The sequence below is a fragment of the Microcoleus sp. B5-D4 genome (assembly GCF_036705145.1).
Taxonomy (GTDB): Bacteria; Cyanobacteriota; Cyanobacteriia; order Cyanobacteriales; family Microcoleaceae; genus Microcoleus.
Map to the genome: position 1 here is coordinate 15,167 of NZ_JAUBTV010000014.1, position 25,880 is coordinate 41,046.

Sequence of the window (25,880 nt, forward strand, 5' to 3'; positions counted from 1 at the left end):
ATACTACTAAGCGCTCACCGGGTCAAGCTCAAGGGCCGATTGTTCGAGCAGTTGAGTGTAAAGTTGACTGAGTTGGGAGGCGATACCGTCCCAACTGAAATAGGTTTCGACGCGCTTGCGGGCTGTGTGTCCGAGTTGCTGGCGCCATACTGAGTCAGCTAACAAGCGATCGATCGCATGGGCAAAGACTGCTTCATTTTTCGGCGACGCGAGCAAACCTGTTTCTTGTGGCAATACAGTATATTTGAGCCCTCCCACGTCGGAGGCAACTACGGGTGTGCCACTGGCCATCGCTTCAATGGCGACTAAACCGAAGGGTTCGTAGTGGCTGGGAACGACGCAGACATCGGCGGCGGCGTAGTAAGCGGGGAGAATGTTGCTGCTCAAGGCGCCAGGAAAACTGGTAATCTCGCTCAGCCCGAGTTCTTCAACGATGCTGCCGATACGATCGCGCTCTTTGCCGTCGCTTTCCCCCGCACGCCATCCGCCGCCAATTATGAGTTTTAAATCGGCTTTGGGCACCGCCGACAGACTGACTGCGCGGACTAAGGTTTCGATGCCCTTGCGGGGGTCGAAACGGCCGACGTACAACACGACTTTGGTTTCGGGGGCTATGCCCAAGTAGCGACGGGCGGTCGATCGGGCGATCGAGCCGAACCTTTCAAGGTCGGTACCGCAGGGAATGATGTCAATATTGCCTTTTGAGGAAACCAGAGACCTCATGTGTTCTTTTTCTTGAGGGCTGGTAGCCACCACGCGATCGGCTGTTTCCAAAACTGTTTTTTCTACTTGCAGCCTGGTTTTGGCAATCATCGGAATTGTCGAAACCGACTTGTATTTAACAGCAGCCAAAGAATGGTAAGTGTGAACTTGCTGCAGAGGTTGCGATTTTTTCAACTCCATTCCCACCCAAGAAGACAGCCAGTAATTTGTGTGAACTAAGGGATATTGACAGCCTGACTCTAACTGAAACTTCTGAAATTCTTGAACAAAGATTGGTAAATATCCGTAGAGTTCGTCGCGGGGAATAAATTCTTGCGGCCCTGCTACTAGCCGAATTGTCCGGCAATTCGGACTGTGCTGTACAATTCTTGCTTGTTGGCGATCGGATGAGCGGGTGAACATATCAACTTGCCAGCCCTGTTTAGCCAGAGCTTCTCCTACTTGACGCACGTAAACATTTTCCCCGCCCGCTTCTTCTTTGCCAATTTCCACATAGGGATCACTGTGTACGGAGATAAGAGCGATGCTTTTTTTAGTTAATGAAATCATAATTGTTTACCAAAATTTAAAAATAATTCCGAAGAAAATTTAAAATGCAATTTTTGCTGATGCGCCGGGACGGGAATCTTCTAGCTAATTTGTATTAAAGTGAAAATGGGGGATCGATCAATCATCCTTCAGGGATAAGTTCCAGGAAAAAATTCACAGACGACTTCCTTCTGCTGACAGAGACGTGCAGCAGCTCAAACTTTAGATAATCAAAATATAAATGAACGAGGATGAAGGGAATTTTCCGTATTCTGGCCGCTGTCAAACTCGCACCTCCTAGCCATCTATAACTCGAGCCTGCTTTCAGCTTGCTGCTAGAGATGCGAGGTCAGCAGAAGGTAGAATATTACCCCTCTGAATAAATAAGTAGGGCTTTCTAGAAAGCAGAAGTCGGTCGTCCCGAAGACAGAATGTTACAGGGTCAGAGAAAAAAAAGCAAAATTATTGCATTCAAAATTTTTCTTTCTTTCCGCCTTCCGCCTTCTGCCTTTTTCCCTCTTCCTTCTGCCTTCTGCTTCTTGCTTCTTATCTCAAACTAGGGATTCTGGTTTAACCTCAAATTTCCCGTTTGTGTAATGTTAAGAGTTCTTCCGAGGTTTGCGTGCGGAGGATTCCCCGTTTTCACTGTTTAGGATATTGTTTCGCGAACCGGGCATTCTGGAACCGTATCGGTTAGTCCAAACTTGGGTAAACTCGGCACCTAAGAAGAGAATTTGAGCGGAATAATTAATCCAAAGCAGGATAATCACGAACGAGCCCGCAGCACCGTAGGTAGAGGCGATACCGCTACCTCCGAGGTAAACTCCAATTATGGATTTGCCGATCGTAAACAGGACTGAGGTGATGGCGGCGCCGATCCAAACATCATTCCAGGCAAGATGGACATCGGGCAAAAGTTTGTAAATTAAGGCAAAAAGCAGCGTAACTACGCCAAAGGAGAGAGCAAAGTCCACAATCTGCCAAATGCCGACTGGTAATTGCAGCAAGCCGTTCAACCAATAGCTGACGGCGGCTAAAATGGCACTAATTACTAAAGATACTAGCAGTAGAAAGCCTATGCCTAAAATCATGGCAAAAGACAATACGCGGTCTTGCAGAAATCCCCAGATTCCTCTTCCGGGGGGCGGTGAAACATTCCAAATAGTATTGAGGGCTTCTTTGAGATTAGTAAACACGTTGGAAGCGCCCCACAAAAGTGTAGCGATGCCGACTATAGTAGCAATCATTCCCGACTTTGGTTCGGAGGCTTTGAGGATGAGCTCTTGGACGGTTTGGGCGCCATCTTTGCCGATTAAACTTTGGAGTTGGGCGACGATTTGACCTTCGGCTGCCTCTGCACCAAAGACTACACCGACGATCGCAATTACGATAATTAGCAGCGGGGCGAGGGAGAAGACTGTGTAATAGGCTAGGGCCGCGGCTAAGGTGGGCGCTTTATCTTCTTGCCATTCAGTAAAAGTTTGTTTGAGCAGCGATATGACTGTTTTTAATTTCACGGCTTTTGGTTTCCTTATACTTAGCGTTCACCAAGGGATTTTAATAGGTTAGGGTTTTTTTAGCGTCGGCCACAAGATAGATTTATCGATTAGCAAACTCGGAAAATTACTTTTATGTTAGATTCCAACAGAACTGTTAACAGCACCCATGTAAAATCGTCCAAAAAAACAATTTCTTGGGCTAAATTGAGCGCCTTAGTAGCGCTGGTTAATTTCTTGCTGGTGCTTTTCCATTTCAGTTACCTTCAGTTGCGCCCTGTTTATCAGAGCTTTTTTCCGGGTTTAGTTAAAATTTATGACCCGATTAAAGGCATTGATTCGAGTTTAGCAAATCCCGAATATTTGAAAAGCGCTGACAAGTTTTGGCGAATTGATACGTTTTTTATCGGTTTTTTTGGGGCGGAATTTTTGATTAAAAGTCTGTTCCACACCCGCCGTAAACCGGGGGTAACTTGGTTTGATTTTCTGCTGAGGCGCTGGTACGAGGTGTTTCTGGTGATCCCGATTTGGCAGGAGTGCCGCATTCTGCCGGTATTGGTGCGGCTGCACAAGTCGGGTTTGGTGAATCTCGATCGCGTAGTTGCTCAAGTTACCTATGAACCGGTGGCTTATTTAGCCCATACCATGTCGGAATACATGATGGTGCGGTTTATCAATCAAGCTAAAAGTTCGATCAAACAGGGCGACGCCGCGCAGATGTTGCTGGCGCAGCAGCCGTACCTTCACGTCAATCAGGAAAATACGATCGAACAAATTACCAAGCGGATTTTGGATCTGACAATTTACAAAGTTTTGCCGCAGGTGCAACCGGATTTGGAAGAATTGCTGCACCACAATTTGGAAACAACAATCAAACAGTCGGATTTTTATCAAATGCTGCAAAATTTCTCTCCGATTAACATTTTGCCTACTGAGATGACGGAACAGGTAGCGAATTATTTGGCTCAAACTGCTGTTGATGTGGTATCTACTACTTATGAAGACGATAAAGGTAGAAAAATTCTCGATAATTTCAGCCAAGAATTTAATCAAAGTTTGCGGCGGGAATTGCAAGATGAGAAAACTATCGGGGAATTGCAGTCGCTGCTGTCGGATTTGTTAGAAGAAGTGAAGTTGAATTACATTCAAGGCGGGTTGAAGTCCGATCCGGTGCAGACTTTTACGGAAATTAACTCGCTCCGGGGAGTAAGGGAGAGTTGATACAGCAATGAGTTCCGGTTTGGTGAATTAGATTCTTTCTTTTAACTCACATCTTGCACCCTTGTCAAGAACAGGCTTTTCGGCCTGTTCCACAAGAGATGAATTTTCTTGTGGAACAGGCCGAAAAGCCTGTTCCTAAACAAATAATTGAGAATGGTGCAATATCTCAGTTAAAACTGATATCTTGCACCATTGTCAAGAACGGGCTCTCCGGCCCGTTCCACAAAGAATGAGTCTTCTTGTGGAACAGGCTTTTCGGCCTGTTCCTAAAAAAGTAATTGAGAATGGTGCAATATCTCAGTTAAAACGAACCGCTTCGAGGTGCGTTAGCGAAGCGGCGCGTAAGCGCTAGGGCGCGAAGGAAGAGAAGAGAAAGAGTTTACAAGTTCTACGGGTAAGGTGCAGCCGCACCTACGAATACGGGTAGTGCGGAGATCCACAATGTCTGGCGATCGATCTATCTCAATCCCCAGCTAAAATAAAATAATTAACTTAAAACATCTATCATATTAGATATCTATCTTGAACAACCTTACTTGCCTGGAAATAGAAGTCGCTCAAACAACGCTGAGATTAGCAATGTTGGTGGGCTTAACACTTTTAATAGCCTTTTTTGTGGCGTCAGAACTAGCATTAGTATCAGCCGATCGCCATCAAATCCGCCAACTTGCCCACTTGGACGATCGCCCAACCGCCAAAACCGCCCAACTCGTCCACCAAGCTCAAAACAACATACCGCATTACCTGTCTGTGACTCAAACTGGCACAACAGCAGGGAGTTTGCTGTTGGGTTGGTTGGGTGAGGGAGCGACTGTACACTGGATCGAACCGTGGATCGACAAATTGCCGATCGGTCATTTGTCGGCCGTGCTGACTGCTCATTCGATCGCAGTTCCCGCAGCTTTTATCTTAGTAACTTACGTAGAAATAGTCTTAGGAGAACTAATCCCCAAAGTATTAGCAACCCACGCCCCAGAACGCACCGCTTTGCTGCTGATGCCAGCCCTCGAACTTTGCTCAAAATTACTGTGGCCGCTGCTAGCAATTCTCAACGGTACCGTGCGGCTGCTGACCGGTTGGATTACCAGTAAAGAGTCTCAACCGCTGATGTCACCTTCCCAGGCAACTTTCGTTCAAAAAGATGCTCATTCAGCACTAATTTCTGGTCTATGGGAAGTGACAGCAGTTAACGAAAAACTCGGGTTAAACCTGCCAACTAACCAAGCTTACCAAACCATCGCCGGATTCGTGATCCACAATTTAGGTAAAATGCCCACTCCAGGCGATCGGCTATTGTGGGGCGAGTTGGAAATAGAAGCAGAAAATGTAGTAGAAGGCAGTTTAGAAACAGTGCTAGTGCGTCAGGTAACTCGCCCCTTATTTGAGCCGCAACATCCAGAACTCGTATTGAATTAATCCTAAATCAGGCTTAAATACTTCCTCGATCTATCTGTGTTAGGTTGTAATTAGTCGCTCAGTGCGACAATGTACCAGAAATCTGCAAATTGCATAAAGCACAGTTTAGGAGGTGGATATGCTAAAAACACTTTGGGCTACTGTTCGACAAGGGAAAATAGAACTGCTGGAGTTATCCGAATTACCCGAAGGGGCAAAAGTATTAGTAACAGTTTTACCTGATGAAGAAGCTGAGTTTTGGCTTCAAGCCAGTCAAACATCACTAGATACAGTTTGGGACAATACTGAGGATGATGTTTATGCCCAGCTACTCTAAAAATGACATAATTTTGGTTAGTATCCGCTCAATAATCCGGGGTAAATCGCTCAAGGATGCACATCAAATGACGCAAAATCGCTCCTGAGTGGGTAGTCCGCCCCGAATTATTGAGCCGATAACAAATTACCTTCGTTTACTTCACAGCCACCTTAACCGCACCCCCAACCAACTGCTCGTAATCCTCCAACAACCACGGAGGCAAACAAGTATTCGCATCCTGAACCCGCAACTGTCCAGGGCGACAATACAGCATCGCCGCCAACAAATTATTTACAGCTTTAGGCGCTCCAAACCCTTTACTCAACTCAACAACCAACGATTTAAAAAACTCGCGATCGCTCTCATGCAGCGGCTCGTTAATAAACCCGCTGCCCAGCATTGCTTTGTAACCCTTACCAAAATCGCTCCGGTACAAAACTTCTACTTGTTCGCCGGCAACGCTCAGCCACAAATCGGCAATTTGCTTGCGAATATGCCGCAAATCTGCTATTACCAATTCAGCCGTCGGGTCGATTTCATAAAGATTGACGGCAGCAGTTAATTGATTGAGAAACTGCGGCAGATAATCTTGTTTGACAAGTGTTGGTTCTGTTGTCGCAAATGCGCTTTCAAACACCTTTTCGTAATCTTCAAGCAACCACTGCGGCAAGCGGGTGCGAGCATCGGGAACCCGCATTTTTCCCGGCACAAAATACAGCATCGCACCCAGCAGAGCATTGATAGCTTGAGGATGCACCAACCCTTTACTAATGTCGGTCAATTTCTGCAAAAACTGCTGTTCGGCTTCAGTCATGGATTCTGCTTGCAAGCCGCAGCTAAGTATTGCTTGATATCCCTTGCGAACCTCTCCTTGATAAAAAGTTGCCAGTTTTTCTGAAGGAACACTCAGCCAAAAATCAGCCATTTGTTTTCGGATTTGGCGGAGTTCCAAAACAACCGATTCGTCTGACGGATCGATGCGGTAAAGATTGACGCATCCTAACAGTTGATTCGCAAATTGTGGCGATTGAATGTATTTAGCTAGCAAGTCAGAAGTTGACTCAGAATTGACGGCAGATTCTGTCTCAAAAACTTGTTCGTAATCCCCAATTAACCAGTGCGGCAAACGGTTGCGAGCGTCGGGAATTCGCATGGTTTCCGCTGGGAAATACAGCATCGCCGCGAGCAAGGCGTTGACAGCTTTGGGATGCACTAATCCTTTGCTAATCTGGGTTAATTGCTGCAAAAATATTTGTTCGCTTTCTATCATCGCTTGACGTTGAAAGCCGCTCTTGAGCAGGATTTGATAGCTGTTACCGGGCGCACTTCTGTAGGCGGTTTCGAGATTTTCGGTGGGAACGTTCAGCCAAAAATCAGCGATTTGTTTGCGGATTTGACGCAGTTCGGATATGGCTGAGATGTTTGAGGAGTTTCGTTGGTAAAGCTGGACGTTGTTCGAGAGAATCTCGTCAAAATCTGGCTGCTTGGGAATGCTATCCTGTAAGTTGCGCGATGCTTCCAGGTGGCTGGTTTGCCAGTTGCCAAAGAGTTCTTGGAATAATTTGCCGATCGCCCCAGAATATGCCACACTGTCAAAACAAGCCGGATTAGCTTGCATTTTTTGCTGAATTTCCTGCCGTTTTTGCTGCCGCAATTGCGGGTTAGTGCCGAGGGTAACGGCTAGCTGAATGTAAGATGCTTCGCTATTGGCAATTAAATCCGGCATAGAGAGCGATCGTAACACAGCGGCCCCCATTCTCGATCGCAAAGTATCACCATCCCTAACCACAGTTGGGATCCCCACCTCTAACGGATCTACAAGCGAAGTAGTCCCCGCATAGGGATAGGAATCCAAATAAACATCTCCCAACTTCAAAACTTCTTTAACATCCGCACGGTTAGGAAAACTCTTCAACACCCGCAAACGATTACTCTCAATGCCATACTTAGCAAAAACGGCTTTCATATTATTCACAAAAGCCCCCCCAGGATAATGATTAGTCCAGCTAGGGCCGAAGGGCATTAAAAACAGCACAGAATTAGGAACAGCCGCCATAATTTTTGCCCATGTTTCCCTTAACTCCGGCACTAGCTTATACAAATTTGCACTCGAAATAAAGACAACCGATTCCTCGGAAATGCCGATACTATTTGGGGTGAAATTAACGTTAGGAGTGTAAGGTTCGAGGGTATAGCTAAAACAGCACCCAGGCCCGTCAATAGTTGCTAATTCCTCGCGATAATGCTCTTGTCCTTCAGTTGCAGGTTCCATCAACTTACCAGCAATGTAATAGTCAATGTGTCGCATTCCTGTGGTAATGGGAGAATTAAAACAGGTAGTTTGTACCCGCGCCAATCGATGCAATGCTAGTAAACTAATCGGATGAGTAACCGCAGTAATATTGGTAGCAATCAGCAGAATATCTAAGTCATCAGCGCGGATTGTCTGAACTTGACTTGGCAAGTCATTAGACAGTTTAACAAGTCTGTCAGCGCGACTCTGACAATACTGTTCGAGTTTATTCCCGTCGAGATTGAGAGCGTATAAAAAAATTTCAAATTGCTCTCTATTCAGATATTCAAAAGCGGGTAACGTGGCGAAAGTTTCCGTCATCGCCCCAAAATGTTTAGTCAGGACACCGAGGCGAATTTTCTGCCTGTTTGCAGGTCTAGCCGGAAAAATGCAATCAATCGCAGCGCCACGATTTTTCATGGCATATTCAATAATATCTGCCCGCTTTGTGTATATATCCTTGAGATTTTTACTATTGAAGTACAGAGGAATAAAGTTAGCACTTTGGGTAAAAAACCAAGCGATGTCCTGCCAGACTTTTGAGTTTGGGTTCTTGAATATATTGCTATGCAAATAACTGACCCATCCCTGCACATACCGGCAATAATTGTCAGCTTCTCCTATTTCTTGAAAGAGAGTAGGCGCAGCAAACATAAATTTGAGATAGTCGTTGACAAACCAATTAGGTATAGCTGCCTTTTCATAGTTCAGCAGTAACTGGTCAGCACGACGATAGAGAGAGGCTGCTAGTAGGTAGTTAATATCTTTGGGATTTTTAACTCCCTGGGAGAGATGTGCCGCTAGTCGATCGATAACAGTCTTTTCGGCATCTGTCACCGCTTCATCTTTGATGTTACTGTTGAGCAGTAGCTGCTGCGCCTTACCTGCATCACCGCCATAGGCATTTGCCAGTTGTTCAGCAGGCAGATTCAGCCAATAATTGGCAAGTTGCTGCCGGGATTGGCGGAGGTTAGCGAGGTTTACTTCATTAGCTTGGTCTTTTTGATACTCTCCCACATATTGGGACAGCAAAGTTAAAAATTGTTCGGGTTTGTTTAATTCAACTAATTCGTTAGCAATTAAATTGCCGTGTTGCTGCAAAATCTGCTGTGACCAACGCACTTCTTCGGGTTTGTAAAGTTGAGAGTGGAGGTGAATAATTGTGGCTCTCATTAATTCTAATTTTGGGCGATCGCCAGCCATTTTTTGGGTTCTGCTAGAGCCGTCGCCGTGCTGCCTGTAATAGAGATAAGGCTTAGGTAATCGATCGCCTAACCAGCCTTTTTCATAGGCAGACACCCAAAATTCCCAATCTTCGCATCCCAGCTTCATCACTTTTTTCAAGCCACCTACTTGCTCGTAAATCTCCCTTCTAAATAGGGAAGTAGCAGGGGCTTGATTGTCTCTCAAAAACCGATTGGCATCAAAGTCACCGTGAACAACTAAATCGCAGTTTACTCCGAAGTGCTGCACATCTGTATAGACAAAACCAACCTTGGGTTTGGCTAATAAAATTTCCACGCACTCCTCTAGAAATTTGGGATGAAGTTTATCATCAGCATCTAGGAATAAAATAAACTTTCCTGATGAGTGCTGAACGCCAACATTTCTCGAATCAGCGGGTCCCGTGTTGGGTTTATCTATGAGGCGAAGCGATTTTTGAGGATACAGTTTAATTAAATAATTGGCGAAGTTACGGGTATCATCAGTGCTGCCATCATTGACAATTATGCACTCCCAGTTTGGATAAGTTTGACTGACAACACTTTCAACAGCTTCTCTGAGTAAAGTTGCGTGATTGTAGCAGGGAATGATTACGCTGACGAGTGTTTCTGCGGAGGTGCGGTAGGGCATGGCATTTAGCTGTGATGGAGAGAGTGAAACAGGTAATGTAGTGGCTGGTTTTACACCTCGGCGAGTGATTCCATATTCATCCCATATTTGCCGAGTTTCTTGGTACGATATTGGCGATGAATGTTGCAAACCTTGTTGATTTTCGTAGTACAAGCCGAGAATTTCTGGCAGGTGCACAATATTTTCGGTTTTGCCAATCCGCAGCCAAAATTCGTAATCGCCAGCCGCCGTAAATTCGCTTCGGAAATAGCCGTGTTTTTCGTGCAGCGATTTTCTCCACATCGGCTGAGGGCCAATAATGCAGCGCCGTTCGAGTTCGCTGTAGTCAAATGCTGGCCACTTCCAGCGCTTTTCTGCTTGGGTTTTTGCAAAAGTATCGTTAGCTGTGCTGGTGATTAATTGGTCAGCATAAAGCAGACTTACTTCGGCTTTTTCGTCCAAGTATTTCGCCATGAATTCTAGGGCATCGGGGCGGTGTCTGTCATCGGTATTAGCATTAGTCATGTAAGCTCCGCGCGACATCTTAATGCCTCGATTCCAGGCTGCATATAGTGTTTCGCGCTCAGAAGTGCGATCGTACACAATATTCGGATATTTCGCTTGAAATTCCCGCACAACAGACTGTTCATTTTCTTGGGAACCGCTGTCAATCACTATGATTTCGAGTTGACCTTGTTTGTACAGAGTTTGCTCTACCAAGTCTTGCAAGCAGCCGCGGATAAAATTTTCCGAATTGTAAGTAGAAACGATCGCAGATACTTTAAAAGCGGAGGGGAGAGGCTGCGAGTTCTCACCATTCCCTAATTCCCCCTGCAAGGCTGCATCAGTTGGCTGTTGAACGGAAGCATTCTCCGAATGTGCGTGCTCAGCTACTTGAACCAAAGCTGAGCTAACAATTGCAGCCATTTTCGACCAAGAAAACTTCTTAGCTTGCTCTAAACCCGCCGCAATTAATGAGTTGCGGACAGCGGGCTGCTGTATTTCCCGCAAAGCATTGACAAGCCCAATAACATCATCCCCGTTTACATAAACCGCTGCTTGTCCTGCTACTTCAGGAATCGAACCGTTTGGACAGGTGATGACTGGACAACCGCAAGCCATTGCCTCAAGGACTGGCAACCCAAAGCCTTCATATTTCGACGGATAAACTAACACTGAAGCACCAGAATAAGCAGATCTCAGTTCGCTGTCGCTTAGTTGCAGCGTGTGGACAGTATTCCCAGAACAGTACAATTTCAACTCTGGTTCTAATATAGGTTTGCCACCTGCACAGACTATATCAAAGTCAAACTTGTTGGTAAGTTGAGAAAAGGCTTTGAAGAATAATATTCCGTTCTTGTAACCATGCCAGCCTACTCTTTCGCCTACCAAAAGAAAATAGGGCTTGGTAATGCTGTATTTTGACTTAAAGCCTGAAACTTCTTCTCTATCGGCTGGCGAAAAATTGGCATCAATGCCACAGTGCGCTACAGCGATAGAATTTGAAGAAATCTGCGGAAAAACCTTAATTAAATCGCGGGCTGTATTTTCGGAAATGGTGATGTAAGCAGAGGCGTGGCGGATACCGCAATGCTTTTCTCTCCACTCGGAATGACCAATATTTTGTCCCATCAACTCTGGGATCATGTCGTAGGCCATGAATACCGATCGCGTTGACAAAGGCGTTGTATAATAAGTAGAAATAAATAAATCGGCTTTTTCTTCATCGCAGATTTGTTGGAGCATAGCGCGATCGCGATCGGTATTACCATAATCGTAAAGGGGAATAGTTCGATAACGGATACCGGGAAATTTTGGGGCAGTTCCGTTTCGATCTAAAATGATAATATTTTGAGCAAAGTTCGTATTAGCCCATTCTTGCCAGAGGGATTTCCAAACGCGAGCAATGCCTGTATTATTATGTTGAAAAAATACACCATCAACCAGTATTGTTAACCCGCTTCGCGAGTCACCATCCTCTTCTATTTCAGAAGGCGGTATCTTTGCTTCTTGTTGAATATTAGTAATTTTTCTAGAAGCTTTTAAGAAGTCTTTCGGTAAAAACGACTCCTTATTAACCGCCGCTAATTCTCCTTTTGCCAATTGCTCAAATAAATCTTCCGGCAAGTGTTTTTCTGTTAGTAAATGAAGAGACGAACCATTTGAGTAGAAGTTGAGATTAAACTTGGCAGCAAGGATTGAAAGAGATTTAGCTGTATAAAGAGAAACGTGCTGACCTTCGTGAAGCACATAGTACCACCATTCATTAGGTTTAGGATTGCTTTGTGGCAGCAATTCTGTACTCAGTAAAATATTTCGGGAAATCTTTAACAATTCTTCCAGCTCATCTATGGGGTGAACCAGATGCTCAAATACTTCAAATGCCGTGACTAATTCAAATTGGTTATTTGCGGCTGCATCAATCTCAAATCCTTGAGCAAATATATTTTGACAAAACTTGTCTAGCCAGTAAAAGTCAAATCCCGCATCTCTCATCAGCCTGACAAATAGACCATAGCCACCGCCGTAGTCGAGAAATCTTGCTTGATGATTAAAGAAGTTAAATAATAAATTTTTGGTTATTTGTGAAAATGACAAATTTCTGAACGCTAAGCCTACATCACTGCTAGCTATTGGCTGAGAATAAGCTTCGTCTAACCAGTAGGGTTCCTCAGTTTGAATAAATCCGCAGTTTGAACATTGAAAATAATCTACATCATATTTTCCCAGAACTTTACCCTGGGCAAAATGATGGGAATCGGCTTCGCAAACTTTGCATTTCAGGGGCATATGATATAGTAAATTCTTAACTTGAGAAAGGAGAGATTGATGATTCCATCGGTCTATAGTTAGCTGCCTAATATCTGGCAAATAAAAATGGGGCATTCCATCTTTCTCATTTACTGAGCTATAGATGCGAACCTTTTCTTGCCTCTGCGATTCACTTTTAATTAATAAGTCTAAATGATACACGCATAAGTCTAACAATGTTTCGCCCGGTTTCGTGAGCCCGTGAATGATTTCGTGAATCTGACCGCTATAAGTTAGAGACTGGTTATATCTAAATATCCGGCGCTGCCAGTCAGGATAATGGGGAGGGCTTGATACATAATGATTTTTGCTAAAGGGGCTAATCCATTTACGAGTAATCCAAAAGTTATCTGTTTTTGCGGTACTCCCATTTAATTTTAACTGCTGTAGGAAGTCTAAAGTTTTTTGATCTATAAATTCATCGGAATCAATTACAAATACCCAGTCTGTTTTAACTTCTTGTAGGTAAATATTTCGCTGTTGAGAGTGATTCCCTTGCCACGGAGAGTGAATAATTCTTGCTCCATATTGAGCGGCTATTTCACAAGTCTTATCCGTACTACCACCATCAACGATAATGAGTTCATCATAAGCATTTGCCAAGGATGTCAAGGCGATCGCGAGAGTTTTTTCGGCGTTTTGTACAATCATACAAACTGAAAGACTTGGCATAGATACCTCTGTTGTTAAAATTATTAAATAACTCTTTTTGGCAAATAAACTTGGTTGATAGGTCAGTCCAGCTTCACTTTAACAGTCTAATATAACTTACGCATAAATACCAAATAAATCGGATTGTTTACAACTGCTAAAGACTCAAATGCAGTATTTCCGTTAAAAAAATCGGTTTCTGCGTCCAGGACTATTTAACTGAGATGTTGCATCATGCTCAATCAGCTTTTTATGAACAGGCTCTCCGGCCTGTTCCACAAAAAAATTTATCTCTTGTGGAACGGGATCTCCGGCCTGTTCTTGATAATGGTGCAAGATATGAGTTTAACCGAAAAAGGGATTAACCCGATCGCCCTTACTCATCTAGACATTGACAAATTCCATTTTAGAGTGTACTGGTTACAGCCCACGAGGTCAATTCCACGACCTCACCTGAGACCGCCGCAGCATGGCCGGGATTCCTCACCACACAAAAACAAGTTACAATTACGTTAAGATTGATGAACATAAATAAAAATTCCCAAATCACAGGGACTAAAAATTAGGAGGATCGACCTCGGTGAATAAACGGTGGAGAAACGCTGGCCTGTACGCACTGCTGGCTATTGTAGTCATTGCCTTAGCAACGGCTTTTTTTGACAAACAGCCCCCAAGCCGCGAAGTTTGGAAGTACAGTCAATTCATTCAGGAAGTCGAAGGCAAGAGAGTAGACAAAATAAATATCAGTTCCGATCGCAGCAAAGCCCTGGTCACAGCCCAGGACGGCAACAAGGTACTCGTTAACCTGCCAAACGACCCAGAACTGATCAACATCCTGACCAAAAATAACGTAGATATTTCAGTTCTGCCCCAAAGCGACGAAGGCTTCTGGGTAAAAGCCCTCAGCAGCCTGTTCTTCCCGATCTTGCTCTTGGTGGGACTGTTTTTCCTGGTGCGGCGCGCGCAAAACGGGCCCGGCAACCAAGCCATGAACTTCGGCAAATCCAAAGCTAGAGTCCAAATGGAGCCACAAACTCAGGTGACTTTCGGCGACGTGGCCGGCATCGAACAAGCCAAGCTAGAGCTCGCAGAAGTCGTGGACTTCCTGAAAAATGCAGACCGGTTCACCGCAGTCGGAGCAAAAATCCCCAAAGGCGTACTGCTGGTGGGCCCTCCCGGAACTGGCAAAACCCTGCTCGCAAAAGCAGTTGCTGGAGAAGCAGGCGTTCCCTTCTTCTCGATTTCCGGCTCAGAATTTGTGGAAATGTTTGTGGGTGTCGGTGCTTCCCGCGTCCGCGACTTGTTTGAACAAGCTAAATCGAACGCTCCTTGTATCGTATTTATCGATGAAATTGACGCCGTAGGTCGCCAGCGGGGCGCTGGTTTGGGCGGTGGTAACGACGAACGGGAACAAACCCTGAACCAGTTGCTGACAGAAATGGACGGCTTTGAGGGCAATACTGGCATCATTCTGATTGCTGCCACGAACCGCCCCGATGTACTCGATGCGGCGCTGCTGCGTCCGGGTCGCTTCGATCGCCAAGTTGTAGTGGATCGCCCCGACTTCGGAGGCCGCCTAGAAATTCTCAACGTTCACGCCCGCGGCAAAACTTTGTCAAAAGACGTGGACTTGGAAAAAATCGCCCGCCGGACACCCGGTTTCACCGGTGCGGATTTGTCCAACCTACTCAACGAAGCAGCAATTTTAGCCGCCCGTCGCAACTTGACCGAAGTCTCAATGGATGAAGTCAACGACGCGATCGACCGCGTGCTCGCTGGCCCAGAAAAGAAAGACCGCGTGATGAGCGAAAAGCGCAAAACTTTGGTAGCTTACCACGAAGCCGGTCACGCTTTAGTCGGCGCGCTGATGCCCGATTATGACCCCGTGCAGAAAATTAGCATTATCCCCCGCGGCCGCGCTGGCGGTTTGACTTGGTTCACACCCAGCGAAGATCGGATGGATTCTGGCTTGTATTCTCGGTCTTACTTGCAAAATCAAATGGCGGTAGCTTTGGGCGGCCGCATTGCTGAAGAAATTGTCTTCGGCGAAGAAGAAGTAACGACTGGGGCGTCGAACGACTTGCAGCAAGTGGCAAGAGTAGCGCGCCAAATGGTGACTCGCTTCGGAATGAGCGATCGGCTAGGCCCTGTAGCTCTCGGTCGCCAACAAGGCAATATGTTCATGGGTCGCGATATCATGGCTGAACGGGATTTCTCGGAAGAAACCGCAGCGACGATCGACGATGAAGTGCGTTTGTTGGTAGAACAAGCTTACCGTCGCGCTAAAGATGTACTCGTTGGCAACCGCCATGTCCTTAATGCTTTGGCAGATATGCTAGTTGAAAAGGAAACTGTGGATGCGGATGAATTGCAAAATTTGTTAGCTAATAGCGATGTGAAAATGGCGACGATCGCCTAATCAATTTTGGATTTTGGATTTTGGATTTTAGATTAAATCTAAAGTTTGAAATCAATAATTGGGGTGATTCTGGGATTGTCTGGAATCGCCCCGATTTTTTTATGAGTGCGATCGATCGATTTTAGATTTTAAATTTTGGATTTTAGATTAAATCTAAAGAATGATATTATGTCCGGTCGCTTCGCCCGAAATCAGGTAGGGGCGGGTTCACCAATAATATCGGCCAATAATTGACAATCTCAAAAACCCGCCCGGCCGGGATATTATGGTCAATCGATCGGACATGATATCAGACATTCAGCATACCTTTTTCCAGCAGCTAGCGCTTAAATTCTTCCCAGGGAACTCTTGGTTCATCTTTTCGAGATTCAATAATCACACAGTCGTAAACATCCTCCCAAAGTTCGCCTGGGTACTCGAAGTCAAGCAGCACCGCGACTTTTTAGCCTTGAGAGTCAACTAAGAACTGAAAGTCGATCGGTTCGCCACCTTCAGCCAGCACGTCCGCCCAAAAATCTCTGTGTTCTTTGAGGTCAACAATTGCAGCAGTTTTTTACCTAACTTGTCAGTTAAAATTTGAACGCCGTGCATATTGTAAATTGCCATATATCGAAGTTAGTAAGCTGTATTAAAATTATAGGCGACTCACAATGATATGAGTTTACAATTTGGGAGCCTTCCCAAATCTAAAATCTAAAATCTAAAATCTAAAATTGCATGAATCATCAATCTTGGTTGACACAACTAAAAAAACACCGGGCGATCGCAGTCATCCGTTCCTCAGAAAAGGAACTTGCTTGGCAGATGGCATCATCGGTAGCAGCCGGAGGAATCCAGTTTATTGAAATTACTTGGAACACCCACAAAGCCGCTGAATTAATTGCCGAACTCCGGTCTAAATTCCCTACTTTTAGTATTGGCACCGGCACTTTATTAAACTTAGAAGAGTTGCAACAAGCAATCGACTGCGGCGCTCAATTTCTATTTACACCGCACACCGATTTAACTATGATTAAAACAGCAGTTGACGCCGGAGTGCCGATCGTCCCCGGTGCTTTTTCTCCCACGGAAATTGTAACCGCGTGGCAAGCAGGCGCTACCTGCGTTAAAGTATTTCCGATATCGGCTTTGGGAGGCGCGGCTTACCTGAAAAGCCTGCAAGGCCCCCTGGGACACATTCCTTTAATTCCCACTGGCGGGGTGACGCTGGAAAATGCGAAAGTATTTATTGACGCCGGGGCGATCGCCGTTGGTTTAGCCGGAGACTTATTTCCTAAACACTTAGTGGAAAATCGCGATTGGCGCGCGATCGTCCAAATTGCCCAAACTCTCGCCCAAAATTTAAGAACTTGTTAAGCCCTGTTTCCCAATCCAACTTTTCAAATCTACAATCTAAAATAGGACAAGCCAATCTAAAATCTAAAATCTAAAATAGTACGAGGTGTGAGAAATGAACAGGATTATTAACTCAACTTACTTCCGTCGCGCTGGAACTTTCTGTGCCGGCTGCGCCCTCACTTTTGCTACATTCTGCGGCGGTTCAATGACCGCATTTGCCAGCGAACAGCACAACATAATTGCCAATAAAATTATGCTGTTGCAGCAATCCAGCGAACGCTGGATTGAAATAGATTTGTCAAGACAAAGATTAATAGCTTGGGAAGGAAATACACCTGTTTACGCGGTGATTATTTCCAGCGGCAAATCATCGACTCCCACCCGCACGGGAACCTTTGCCGTTGAAACCAAACACCGCGTTACTAGAATGACTGGGCCGGACTACGACGTACCCGACGTTCCCTATACAATGTATTACGACGGAGGCATGGCAATTCACGGCGCTTACTGGCACAATTTGTTTGGCAATCCCGTTACTCACGGCTGCACAAATGTAGCTGTCAATCACGCTAAATGGCTATTTGAATGGGCCTCGGTGGGAACACCTGTGGTTGTGCACAAATCTCAGGTTTAGGGAATTGGGAATTGGGCATCGGGCATGGGGCATAGTCGAACATTATTAGAACTTATGCACCGATGGTCAGAAACCGGGTTTTTTTGGGAAATACTTTGGTACAGCCCTTAGATTGAGTAAAAAACCCGGTTTCTTTGGTCGTAGTGCGTCTAGGACTGGTTTTTTACGCGTACTTGCTTAACTGCTGCCTTCAACCACAATCCCAATTGTAGAAAACCTTACTAAACTCTAATTCCCGGAGTGCTGATTCATCAATAAAAAAATTACCTATACCACCGTCTCCCCACATGATATCTACTGTCTCATTGCAATCGGTATCCATTTGGAATAGAAGAATGTCTGGCTTTTGTTTTTGAGTGGAGTTACTCCTATATTTTCTTACGTCGGTTTGTGTAAAATCAGGATAACCACCTATTTTATGACCAAAGGAAGGCCATATGTCTAGGTACTCATCCTCTATTTCAGAGCTCATAAATAACTCTTCAATTTCCGCGCCTAAAATTTCTGTAAATTGGTAGTCACTGGTACTAATCGGCGCATATTTTTTAGTAAACTGCAAGCTGCAACAGCCATCAACAGGAAAGTATTCGGGTTCTGGCAAAAAATCATAATTGGTAATGATATTTTCAACTTGGAAGTCTGGCTGAGGAAAATAGATTATTTTGATTTTTTGCTCGACTGCGGGATTATCTACATTGGCGTAATTGCCGAAATCTAAACCATATAGGTCATCGTCAGCTATATAGAACTGTAAGATACCCCGATCGGGAAAACCATCTAAAGGCGGTATTTCATCAAAGTTGAGTTGCGCTAGCAAAAATAAATATTTACCGTCACAAGTTTTGGGATATTCAAAGCCTTTAGGTAAATAGGGCAATCCCCCAAATTTACTCTGCCACCAATTAACGTCATCATTATTCTGGGTTTGAATTTCGATGTAAGGTTTAATGGTAGCTTCGATTCTGTCGCGATACTTTTCTAGTTCTGGAGAGAGTGGACATTCTAGTTTGTAGTTCATCTGCTTTTAATAATTTTAGTCTTGGACACACTCCATCAAAGAAACCGGGTTTTTCACTTAATCGGCGGGCTGCAACGAATGATTTTCCTAAAAAACCCGGTTTCTGAGCTCCTATGCGTTCAGGAATGCTTAACTTAGCTGCACCACTGGTTTATCCTCTAACAAAGTTTCATTTGTCAGCAAATCTTCCACCGTAATGCGTAAAAAGCGCTGTTCGTCAACGCGGAACAAAACTTTTATGCGATCGCTCCCTGGATACCCAGGCGGCGTCAATTGAGCGATACTGCGGGCTCCTTCTTTATCATTTAGAGGCTGTACCGATGTTTGGCCCGCGAGTTGGCGAGTAATTAGCCTGTCGCCGTCAAAATATATCTCCGTGCCACCAGTTTCCGCTCCCAATTCGCCGATAATTAATTCTATACTTGGCTGATTTTCTAAAGAAGCCCCCAAGACTAATTCTACCGGTTCGCTCATCGGATAGGACTGGCCGGATTTGATTAAACTGTGCCAACTGTGGCAATTGTCGCGGCGGTTCCAGTAGCGAATTCCGTAACTGTGATAGAGAAAATCTTTGATTTCTATGCCTTGACTCAGTTGCAGAGCACCTTGGGCGATCGCCTCAAAGGGTTTGTCGCAGCGAATTTTGGCCGGCTCGAAATATTGCTGCACCCAACGCCCGACAGCGGGAATTTGCACAGTACCGCCAACTAGCAAAACTGCATCGATATCGCCAATTTCTAAGCCTTGGCGCCGCGCTTGCTGCAATACTTGATTCATGCAGTCGTCGAGTTTGTCAAAAAATTGATGTTCCGCGAGGATAGATTCAAAACGAGTTCGGTCTAATTCTAATTCGTAACTCTCAAAATTTTCGTCATCAAAATAAACCTCAACTGCCTGATTCACCAAAGACAACTGAATCTTTAACCGTTCTGCCAATCTCGTTGTAATCGGAGATTTTGCCAGCCCTTTTGTTTTGAAAAAATAGTCAACAAGCCAATTATCAATATCAGAACCGCCTAAATTTTGTCCGGCTTTAGCCAAAACGCGGGCAACTTTTGTTTTTTGCGCTGAAGATTCAGCTAATAACTTTTCGCCCCACTTAAGAATAAAACCGAGGGGCTTTTTGTCGGCGGAAGCGTCCAAACGCACTAAAGAAAGGTCTAGAGTGCCACCCCCGAAATCAATGACTAACAGATTTTCGCGATCGGCTAAACCGTAACCCAAAGCAGCCGCCGTAGGTTCATCCAACATCCGCACCTGTTCTACTTGCAGAGATTGTGACACTTTGCCCAACCAATGGCGGTAAGCTTCAAAACTATCTACCGGCACAGTAAAAATCAAAGAATCGATCGGCAAGGGCAGTTCGCGAATTGAGTTCACAATTTGACTCAAATACCACTCACCTACTTGTTCAAAAGTAATAAGTTGTCCGTCAAGTTCCGGCACAAAACCCTGAACAGAAGTGCCAATTCCCCGCTTAAAATTGCGAAAAAACCGAGAATCTCCACTCAAATCCCGGCCTTTGTCGCGGACTTGCTGACCGAGTATGACTTTACTTTGAGCAGCGTCCTCAACGTAGAGTAAACTGGGAATTAGGGGCGGATTTTGAGCCGAGATTGCCGACAATCCCGGTAATTTTAAAGTTTCGGGCTGCTGGAGGACTTGATTCCAGCGAGCGACGACGGTGTTGCTAGTTCCAAAGTCAATTGCGATCGTCATTCAGCCAAAATACACAGCTACTAGGGATTAGATTATAATATGGTATTTGGAGCGGCAAATGCAAATAGATTCTCAAATTGTGCTTGAATAAAGATTTTGTTACAACTGGAACAGCTTTAGCGGCGGAGTCTTCAATTTTGTGCAACTGCATATTTTTGTGGCAACAAATAAGCGCAACTTTTGTAAACTGTACAAAACTCATACCATTTTACATTTTAGATTAAAAAATTGAGAATGACTGACTGCATAAGGGTTGGGAATTTGGGCATACAGTTGCATTGTTTATTGAAAGTGGTATAACTTGTCCGCCGCCACCAAGCTTTTTCCTTTGATCTCAATCCTATTTTTAAAGGAAGCGTGCAAAATGCTGGATATGGGCGATCGCAAAACAGCACTATTGGCTCTAACACTGCTTGTCCCTGCTGCTAGTATTGGTATAGTAGCAGCCTTGTATATTGCCCCTGGAAGCTGGGGACAAACACTGTCAGTCTTTTGTCAAGTTTGGTTGCTAGTTTTTCCGATCGCGTGGTCTGTTTTTGTCGATCGCAAAAAGCTGCATTTATCCCTGCCCAAGCGCCAAGAATTGCTGGCAGGAGCTATTTGGGGAATATTCATGTTTGCGATGATTCTAGGTATCTATCGGCTTTTCGGCCAGCACTGGATCGATCCTGTAGTTGCTAAACAAAAATCGCACCAATTAGGTATTAGCAGCCCTAATATTTACTTAATTGTTGAAGCATATTTTGTGCTAGTTAACTCATTAATCGAAGAATTTACTTGGCGGTGGTTTGTCTGCAACAAGTGCCAGATTCTCATACCGGGAACAAAAGCAATATTTCTGAGCTCGCTATTTTTCACGCTCCACCACATTTTTGTAATAGCAGCTTACAGCGACTGGCCGGCTGTGATCTTAGGTTCCTTAGCTGTCTTCGCCGCCGGGATAATTTGGTCGCATTCTTATCTGACTTACCGTTCGCTGTGGTCGAGTTATATCAGCCACGCGATCGCAGATTTAGCCCTGGCAATTATTGGTTGGCAAATCCTCTTTAACTAGCTGCTTTTTCAGCGAATATCGTCGGCAATTATACAGTAAAAATTGACAGTTTTTCCAACTCGTTCTCCCGACTAATATCTCCCCCCATCATCACACAGAATTTCTGGGCGATTGCCCATCCCAAACCCGTACCGCCGTAACGGCGAGTAGTAGACTCGTCCGCTTGCGTAAAACCTTGAAATACTCTCTCAATTTGCTCTGTATTCATTCCAATTCCAGTATCGCTGACTGTGAAACTAATCCATTCTTCAGCAGCCGGAATATCCGAACTGGGTTCTTGACTGATGCTGTGCAATAATCTAACCTTCATATCTTCCCACAGGAAGATGCTTTCCGTTCAGCCATCTGCTTTTAATTCTAGGTTGGGTTTTGCTGGCGATCGCATAATTTTAGCTGCATGAAAACTGGCCCACATATCGCTACAAGCATCGGCGGCCGGGCCCCCAAGATCACACCGATTGTCATCTGGAATTGCCAACTTAGGAAAAATTATGCTTTCATAACATCCAATTTTTTGTAGGCGAAATCGTTTGATACATATCACGAAGCTGCTGCTACTGCTTAGGAGTCAAAGTTTGCACGATATAGGCCGATCCACCTTGAGTATTCCTTTGATCTTTATAGGGTGATTTGATAATTTCTGCTGAAGTTTTGTTACGGTAATTACTTAGACAGGAATTGGGCAGGAACGCTACATATACTCTGCCCCGCAGTGGCAGTCTCTTTTGGGAATTTTTTCAGGCGATCGCCTTTTATTAACAAATTTAAAACTCAGGCAGCTAATTAAATTTATATTGGTGAAACTCTATGTTCTGTAGCACGATTGGGAAACCTATTTTTTCAAACAGTGGACGCCTCAAGCAGGTTTTTTCAGGAACATACGACAAGTGAGGGCGAGGGATATCGCTTGAAAAACAGGGTTTCTCCCCTCATTCGCACGTCCACGACGGTGATTCGCGCGATCGCGCCCCTGCAGGTATCTGAGAAAACCACCATCTCTGAATCTTGACAAAATAGGATAGTGTATCAAGCAATGCCGACTGCACAGTTACCAAAAAATCACAGCCACTGATGGTATTTATATCTGTTAGTTCAATGGGGCCATCAACATTCTCAAGATAAGAATTTCCCTCTTGAATGCAGTATAAAATTTTGCCAAAGGCGATGTCAATCTACTGCATATTGTTGCTAATGCTACCTTTATCCCCCACATTAAAAGTTGGCTGATATTCGGTTTACCGTACATCCCTGTCTGTTTGATCGTAAATGATGTTATCTTTAACAGAGGGTGTTGTCTAGCTTGGTGTTTGTCGCGAACAAAGCTCCTATTTGATGAGGGATCTATCTTCAGAAGGAAATTTCGCTGCTCGGCAACTTATCCCTATAGGAACTGTTTCGCGATCACATCAATCGTTATTATCAATGCAATGACAGTGAAGTTTTGGCAGATAGATGTTGGGGTGTTGCGAACAGTCGATCGGTTAGATTCTATGTAAACACCAGGAAAGCGGTAATTAATATTCACCCGCCCCCCTTTCCTTTTGGGATCTAACATCAGCGCTGGTAGCAGCGCCGAAAGCGAGTTAAAGTCGTCAGCGGGACTTAAAAATGAAAATCACCTTTGTTCTTCCTACTCTGTCTCTGACTGGTGGAATACGAGTAATATCTATTTTCGCCGAACTTTTGAGAAAGCGAGGACACTCCGTGTTCGTCATCTCTGTACCCCGTCCCCAGCCGAGTATGCGCCAGCAAGTCAAGTCGCTGCTGCGGGGAGGGGGTTGGATTTCCCCACCTGAAAACGAACCCTCATTTTTCGATAAGTTAGGTGTAGAACACAAAATTACCGATCGCTACCGCCCGGTAGAAGACAAAGATGTACCTGACGCTGACGTAGTAGTTGCCACCTGGTGGGAAACCGCCGAGTGGGTAGCAAAACTCTCTCCCAGCAAAGGAGCAAAAGCTTATTTTATCCAGCACCACGAAGTTTTTGACTATCTACCTCAAGGTAGAGTAGAAGCAACTTGGATGCTGCCCCTGCACAAAATTACGATCTCAGAGTGGTTAGTTGAGCTAGCTCGGACTAAATATGGCGATAGCAAAGTTTCCTTAGCTCCTCCTACCGTGGACACCAAGCAATTTTACGCCTGTCCTCGCAACAAACAATCGGTTCCTACAGTTGGCCTAATGTACTCTACAATCTACTGGAAAGGAACCGACATCGCCCTCAAAGCTTTTTCCCTAGCGGCCGAAAACATCCCCAACCTGCGTCTGGTTGCCTTCGGTACAGGGGCCCCATCCTCGGAATTGCCCTTACCGGCCAATGCCGAGTATGTAATTCAACCCGACCAAGACAAAATCAAAGACTATTACAGCAAATGCGATGCTTGGCTGCTGGCGAGCCGCTCAGAAGGCTTCGGCTTGCCAATTATCGAAGCGATGGCGTGCCGCACTCCCGTCATCAGTACCCCAGCAGGTGCTGCTCCTGAAATTTTGAGCGGCGGTACTGGCATACTTGTAAGACCAGAAGATCCCGAAGAAATGGCCAAAGCCATAGAGTCTATCTGTCAGTTGCCAAATTCCAAGTGGCAAGCCATGTCGGACGCCGCCTATGCCAAGGTGAACAATTATACTTGGGAAGATGCCACGGATCATTTTGAAGCGGCATTGAAAGTTGCTGTAGACAAATCTAAGCAGCGCGAGGTTAACATAGTTTCCTGTTCTCCCTACTACGATGTAACCCAAGGAAAAATTCCGGTTGGATGCTAAGTGCCGCGCGGCCCTTTGAAATTCGGCGCTACGGGCGTTTTCGGCGCCGGATTCTGGGGAGAAACTCAATATCGTTTGGTGGGGTGCTTTTGCCACAACTAAAATCGCCTCTGTCCTGTTTTCTACGCCGCAGTCTAGAGACGAATTCTGACCGCACCGACGAGGGAATACTGGTTATAAATTGCTCTGCCCAAATCTGAACCAGAGGGCAACGGAGGTTTTAAGGCTGGCTCCGTTACAGGTTAAACTTATCTAGTCGTCAAACATCTCCCGATTTGTAATGGGGAAAAGTCCCTGACGACAAAGTAAGATCGGCTCGACTATCGAGTTACGATCGCCTCCTGCAGAGATCCGCACCCCGCAGAAAAGCCAAACAGAGGCTGGTAAGTGCGAACTTTTTGTTATGGAGGAGTTTTAACCAGTATCAATCTTCAGCATCTACTCATGAAAATTACTTTTGTCCTTCCTACCCTTGGTCTTACAGGTGGCATGAGAGTTTTATCTATCTACACAAAACTTCTTCAAAAGCGAGGACACAAAATACTGATCGTCTCCACGCCCCCGCCGCAACCGACTGGGCTCCAACAATTGCGCTCGCTGCTCAGAGGTAGGGGTTGGGAGTCCGCTCCAAAGAAAGAACACTCTCACTTTGACAAGGTGGATGTCGAACACCGAGTTCTCGAAACCTACCGTCCAATTACCGACCTGGACGTACCTGATGCCGATATTGTCATGGCTACTTGGTGGGAAACTGCCGAGTGGGTGGCAAAACTCTCTCCCAGCAAAGGAACGAAAGTATATTTTCTCCAACACTACGAGGCTTTTGACTACGTACCAAAAGGTCGAGTAGAGGCAACTTGGAGGCTGCCGATGCACAAAATCGCTGTGGCCCAGTGGCTGGCCGATATAGCTCGGAATGAATACGGCGATTTGTCTGTATCTCTCGTCCCTCCCACCGTGGACACCAAACAGTTTTTCGACCCCCAGTCGCGAGCGAAGCAGCCGCGAGGCAAGCAATTAGTTCCCACAGTCGGGATGTACTATACTACAACTCCTTGGAAAGGCTGCGATATTGCCCTGAAAGCTTTCTCTATAGCTGCTAAAAAAATTCCCCACCTTCGTTTAGTTGCCTTTGGTTCCGGCCATACTCCTCCTCCCAATTTTCTGCCGCCTGGCACTGAGTATAATAAGAAACCGACTCAAGACCAACTAAAAGAATTTTACAGCAAATGTGATGCTTGGCTGTTTTCCAGCAGATCCGAAGGCGTCGGCTTGCCAATTTTAGAAGCTATGGCTTGTGGCACTCCAGTCATCGGCACTCCTGCTGGTGCGGCTCCGGAACTACTTGCTGGCGGGGGTGGCATACTTGTCAAGCCAGAAGACCCAGAGGATATGGCAAAAGCGATCGAGCAGATTTGTCAGTTGCCTGATGCCGAATGGCGCGCCATGTCCGAGAATGCTTTGGAAAAGGTGATAAATTATACTTGGGAGGATGCAACTAATCTCTTCGAGGCGGCACTATACACTGCTTTGGAACGTCAAGCACAATTAACGAACAAGACGTAAAATTGAGGTGGATTTAAAAGATTGGGATTGGGCGATCGTTTAAGCGAGAATTTTTATCCGGCAATTTCAGTTGTCTTTCTACAATTTTACTGCCAA

The 25,880-nt window shown here is 45.3% G+C and carries 17 protein-coding genes; 9 read left to right on the forward strand and 8 right to left on the reverse strand.

Features of this window, described 5'->3' with window-relative positions; all coding sequences use genetic code 11:
• Positions 1–6 precede the first annotated feature (6 nt).
• Complete coding sequence (locus QUB10_RS09415; RefSeq protein WP_333152589.1) at positions 7–1,272, reverse strand: glycosyltransferase family 1 protein; 1,266 nt, start codon at positions 1,270–1,272, stop codon at positions 7–9.
• Between the two features lie 578 nt (positions 1,273–1,850).
• Entirely contained in the window at positions 1,851–2,768 is a 918-nt protein-coding gene (locus QUB10_RS09420; RefSeq protein WP_333152587.1) for a YihY/virulence factor BrkB family protein, read from the reverse strand.
• A 114-nt stretch (positions 2,769–2,882) separates the two neighbouring features.
• Here QUB10_RS09420 and QUB10_RS09425 point away from each other — a divergent pair, with 114 nt between their 5' ends.
• The 3 genes from QUB10_RS09425 (at position 2,883) to QUB10_RS09435 (ending at position 5,700) form a co-directional block, all read left to right on the forward strand.
• Positions 2,883–3,968 carry a hypothetical protein gene (locus QUB10_RS09425; RefSeq protein ID WP_333201510.1) on the forward strand — a complete coding sequence of 362 codons (1,086 nt, stop codon included), beginning with the start codon at positions 2,883–2,885 and terminating at the stop codon, positions 3,966–3,968.
• Between the two features lie 522 nt (positions 3,969–4,490).
• Positions 4,491–5,384 carry a CNNM domain-containing protein gene (locus tag QUB10_RS09430; protein WP_333201511.1) on the forward strand — a complete coding sequence of 298 codons (894 nt, stop codon included), beginning with the start codon at positions 4,491–4,493 and terminating at the stop codon, positions 5,382–5,384.
• 118 nt (positions 5,385–5,502) lie between these two features.
• A complete protein-coding gene (locus QUB10_RS09435; protein WP_006633633.1) occupies positions 5,503–5,700 on the forward strand; it encodes a hypothetical protein in 198 nt (65 codons plus the stop codon).
• A gap of 136 nt (positions 5,701–5,836) precedes the next feature.
• On the opposite strand, the gene QUB10_RS09440 is transcribed toward QUB10_RS09435, so the two are convergent.
• Positions 5,837–13,270, reverse strand: a complete 7,434-nt coding sequence (locus tag QUB10_RS09440; RefSeq protein ID WP_333201513.1) for a glycosyltransferase — start codon at positions 13,268–13,270, stop codon at positions 5,837–5,839.
• 580 nt (positions 13,271–13,850) lie between these two features.
• Here QUB10_RS09440 and ftsH3 point away from each other — a divergent pair.
• Positions 13,851–15,689, forward strand: coding sequence for an ATP-dependent zinc metalloprotease FtsH3 (gene ftsH3 / locus QUB10_RS09445; RefSeq protein ID WP_006633639.1), 1,839 nt, complete (start codon positions 13,851–13,853; stop codon positions 15,687–15,689).
• Between the two features lie 459 nt (positions 15,690–16,148).
• Here the strand turns inward: ftsH3 and QUB10_RS09450 are convergent, their stop codons facing one another.
• Complete coding sequence (locus QUB10_RS09450; protein WP_333201515.1) at positions 16,149–16,295, reverse strand: hypothetical protein; 147 nt, start codon at positions 16,293–16,295, stop codon at positions 16,149–16,151.
• Between the two features lie 111 nt (positions 16,296–16,406).
• Between QUB10_RS09450 and QUB10_RS09455 the strand changes: the two genes are divergently transcribed.
• Together QUB10_RS09455 and QUB10_RS09460 are read left to right on the forward strand one after the other, a co-directional pair.
• Positions 16,407–17,045 carry a bifunctional 4-hydroxy-2-oxoglutarate aldolase/2-dehydro-3-deoxy-phosphogluconate aldolase gene (locus QUB10_RS09455; protein ID WP_333201517.1) on the forward strand — a complete coding sequence of 213 codons (639 nt, stop codon included), beginning with the start codon at positions 16,407–16,409 and terminating at the stop codon, positions 17,043–17,045.
• A 94-nt stretch (positions 17,046–17,139) separates the two neighbouring features.
• Positions 17,140–17,661, forward strand: a complete 522-nt coding sequence (locus tag QUB10_RS09460; protein ID WP_333201519.1) for a L,D-transpeptidase — start codon at positions 17,140–17,142, stop codon at positions 17,659–17,661.
• A gap of 190 nt (positions 17,662–17,851) precedes the next feature.
• Here QUB10_RS09460 and QUB10_RS09465 read toward each other — a convergent pair whose 3' ends face one another.
• Entirely contained in the window at positions 17,852–18,679 is an 828-nt protein-coding gene (locus QUB10_RS09465; RefSeq protein ID WP_333201521.1) for a YwqG family protein, read from the reverse strand.
• Positions 18,680–18,808: 129 nt separating this feature from the next.
• On the reverse strand, positions 18,809–20,398 hold the full coding sequence (locus QUB10_RS09470; RefSeq protein ID WP_333201523.1) for an Hsp70 family protein: 1,590 nt from the start codon (positions 20,396–20,398) through the stop codon (positions 18,809–18,811).
• A gap of 364 nt (positions 20,399–20,762) precedes the next feature.
• On the opposite strand from QUB10_RS09470, the gene QUB10_RS09475 reads away from it, so the two are divergent.
• Positions 20,763–21,452, forward strand: a complete 690-nt coding sequence (locus tag QUB10_RS09475) for a CPBP family intramembrane glutamic endopeptidase (RefSeq protein ID WP_333201525.1) — start codon at positions 20,763–20,765, stop codon at positions 21,450–21,452.
• Between the two features lie 28 nt (positions 21,453–21,480).
• Here the strand turns inward: QUB10_RS09475 and QUB10_RS09480 are convergent, their stop codons facing one another.
• Positions 21,481–21,762 (reverse strand): ATP-binding protein, encoded by a 282-nt coding sequence (locus QUB10_RS09480; protein WP_445300756.1) that lies wholly within the window; start codon positions 21,760–21,762, stop codon positions 21,481–21,483.
• Positions 21,763–21,789: 27 nt separating this feature from the next.
• Entirely contained in the window at positions 21,790–21,930 is a 141-nt protein-coding gene (locus QUB10_RS09485) for a hypothetical protein (RefSeq protein WP_333201527.1), read from the reverse strand.
• A 1,130-nt stretch (positions 21,931–23,060) separates the two neighbouring features.
• On the opposite strand from QUB10_RS09485, the gene QUB10_RS09490 reads away from it, so the two are divergent.
• Positions 23,061–24,218, forward strand: a complete 1,158-nt coding sequence (locus tag QUB10_RS09490) for a glycosyltransferase family 4 protein (protein WP_333201529.1) — start codon at positions 23,061–23,063, stop codon at positions 24,216–24,218.
• Positions 24,219–24,662: 444 nt separating this feature from the next.
• On the forward strand, positions 24,663–25,784 hold the full coding sequence (locus QUB10_RS09495) for a glycosyltransferase family 4 protein (protein WP_333201531.1): 1,122 nt from the start codon (positions 24,663–24,665) through the stop codon (positions 25,782–25,784).
• The last annotated feature ends 96 nt before the right edge of the window (positions 25,785–25,880 follow it).